2 protein-coding genes are annotated in these 3,208 nt (G+C 46.1%); both read left to right on the forward strand.

The window, feature by feature from the left end:
• The first annotated feature begins 440 nt into the window (after nucleotides 1-440).
• Entirely contained in the window at nucleotides 441-1,346 is a 906-nt protein-coding gene (locus P5674_RS12685) for an alpha/beta fold hydrolase (protein ID WP_006616195.1), read from the forward strand.
• 537 nt (nucleotides 1,347-1,883) lie between these two features.
• Entirely contained in the window at nucleotides 1,884-3,008 is a 1,125-nt protein-coding gene (locus P5674_RS12690; protein ID WP_006616194.1) for a THUMP domain-containing class I SAM-dependent RNA methyltransferase, read from the forward strand.
• Nucleotides 3,009-3,208 lie beyond the last annotated feature (200 nt).

The raw sequence follows: 3,208 nt of genomic DNA on the forward strand, positions 1-3,208 counted from the left end.
GGCAAATTTGATTAATCTGACGCACCACCTACGAAATCATTTATTATCTATTATCCATTATCCGGTGAGGTGGGGCGGGTTTATTAAGTTATCTAGTAGGGTGCGTCAGAAGGATAACCTAGCGGGTTAACGGCAAATTTGATTAATCTGACGCACCACCTACGAAATCATTTATTATCTATTATCAATTATCCGGTGGGGTGGGGCGGGTTTATTTATATCCCGGTAGGGATGGAGAATTGACAGCAGAACCCGCCCCTACCAAATCATCAATTATCTATTATCAATTATCCGGTGGGGTGGGGCGGGTTTATTTATATCCCGGTAGGGATGGAGAATTGACAGCAGAACCCGCCCCTACCAAATCATTTATTATCTATTGTCAATTATCAATTATTTTGTGATATGATGAAACCACAGAGTTTACAAAAGTTCATAATATGACCGCAACCCAACCGTCTGTAAATGTCCCTAGTTGTTTGGAGTCTCTCGATTGGACCTGGAAAAATCACTCCATCCGCTATACAGTCCAGGGAACAGGCCAACCCCTGATTTTAGTCCATGGGTTTGGGGCTTCGATTGGTCATTGGCGACAAAATATCCCCGTTTTAGCAGCCGGAGGATATCGGGTCTTTGCTTTAGATTTATTGGGTTTTGGGGCTTCTGGGAAACCAGCCGTTGATTATACTTTGGACCTATGGGAAGAATTGCTCCGGGACTTCTGGAGTGAACAGGTGGGAGAACCTGCAGTTTTTGTCGGTAACTCCATTGGGGCCCTGCTTAGTCTCATGGTAGCAGTAAATTATCCCGATATTTGCCGGGGCGCTGTCCTGTTAAACTGCGCCGGAGGCTTGAATCATCGCCCGGAAGAGTTGAATTTTCCCCTCCGGGTGGTGATGGGAACATTTACTAAGTTAGTCGCTTCCCCCGCTATTGGGCCCCTTGTGTTTAACCAAGTCCGCCAAAAACACCGCATCCGCAATACCCTCCGCCAAGTCTACGGAAACCGAGAAGCCATCACAGATGAGTTGGTGGATTTACTCTATGAACCCTCTAATGATGTCGGCGCACAACAGGTTTTTGCTTCCATTTTAAGCGCCCCCCCTGGGTCTCGGCCCTCGGAACTTTTGCCAAAATTACAGCGTCCTCTATTAGTAATCTGGGGGGAAAATGACCCCTGGACTCCGATTAAGGGTGCTGATATTTATCGGGATTTAGCTACAACTGGTGCATCGGTTGAGTTTGTTTCTATTCCCGAAACTGGCCACTGTCCCCACGATGAACGGCCAACTGTGGTTAATCCTCTGATTCTTAATTGGTTGGACAACCTGGGCGGCTCGCTTTAGGACAGCGATAATTGATCGAATATGTGGGGACTTCCCCCCTATTTGCTGCTGAATGGGTCTAAGCAAACGTCCATTGCTAACGGTGTGGGGAAATATAAAAATTACCTATTCGGTAAGGGTTTTGGGCATTCATCAAAATTTTTTTTGATAAAAGTGTTGACAAAACTATGGGGGTTGGCTAGAGTTACAAGCGTGTGAGGAGCGAACCAGTCAGGACACCGAGACGAAACACGGCCAGTCGCCGGTGTCCTTTCTGAAAAAAGAATACTAATGTCTCTGCTAAATATGCTTCATTCCATATGTGGTGTGTGGGTGAAATGGGGCGATCATGTCTAATGGTCGCTCCCCCTTATATATGGTTAATTAGGATTGCTATATATGGGTTTTGTCTGATTCGGTTTTGATTACAGATATTTTTGGGGCTGCTTGCATTTGAGGAAAAATGATATATAATTGTGGGTTTGATGGTAAATTCCCATGATGGGATTAGTATTTGCACCTAGTAAATATTCCGGTAAAAATTTAAATTGTAGTTGAATGTCTGAGTATTTTGCGACGGTGGCTCATGGGTTGGAGTCGGTGGCGGCTGATGAGTTGGAAAGTCTGGGCGCGAGAGAGGTAAAGCCGGACTTTGCGGGGGTGGGTTTTAGTGGCGATCGCCGCTTACTTTATCGGGTTAATCTATGGTCAAGAACGATTTTTAGGGTGTTGGTTCCCATAGCCAAATTCCCCAGTCCGAACAGCGATCGCCTTTATCAGGAAGTCCAGAAAATAGATTGGGAAGAATATATTAAACCCTATCAAACTATATCGGTTCACTGTACAGGTAAAAATCGACAGTTGAATCATACCCATTTTACGGCTTTACAGGTGAAAAATGCGATCGTTGATCAACAGCGAGACAAGTTTAGTCAGCGGTCAACAGTGGATGTTTTAGATGCTGATCTACACATAAATCTGCATATAAACGGTAATCATGGCATCCTCAGCCTAGATAGTTCTGGTCCTAGTCTACATCGACGGGGATATCGTCCGGCGGTGGGAAAAGCCCCCCTTAAAGAAAGTCTGGCGGCGGGGTTATTGCATTTGGCACAATGGCAAGGCGATCGCCCTTTCTTAGACCCTTTATGCGGTTCTGGAACTCTCCCCCTAGAAGCGACTTTGAAAGCCCTCAACGTCGCACCAGGGCTATTTCGTGAAACATTTGCTTTGATGAAGTGGTCAGATTTTGATGAGTCTCTGTGGAAGGAGTTAGTCCGGGAGGCGGAAGCTAGTTGTCGGGAAGATTTGCAGATTTCTATCGGAGGATGCGATCATAATTCGGAAGCGATCGCCCAAGCCAATTATAATGCCAAAAAGTGCGGGGTAGATAGTCACATTCGCTTATGGCAGGCAGACCTATCACAGGTGGAACCGACGGGGGATAATGGGTTAATTGTCTGCAACCCTCCCTATGGGGAACGTTTGGGAAATGTGGAGGAGTTGGGAGATTTATATCAGCAACTTGGGGATATTCTCAAACAACGCTTTAAGGGGTGGACGGCGTTTATCTTTACCGGAAACAAAGCCCTATCAAAGCGCATTGGATTAAGAACTTCCCAACGGATACCCCTATACAATGGGGCCCTACCCTGCACTCTACTCAAATATGAGTTATATTAACAGCCCCCAAACAGAGGCCAAGAAACCCGGTTTCTCAACATAAACGGTGGGGCGGGTTTATTAATACGGTCGTGGGGATGGAGAATTGACAGCAGAACCCGCCCCTACCATTATTCATTATCCGCTGGGGCGGGTTTATTGATATGGTCGTGGGGATGGAGAATTGACAGCAGAACCCGCCCCTACCATTATTCATTATC

Source organism: Limnospira sp. PMC 289.06, assembly GCF_032350395.1.
GTDB lineage: Bacteria > Cyanobacteriota > Cyanobacteriia > Cyanobacteriales > Microcoleaceae > Limnospira > Limnospira platensis.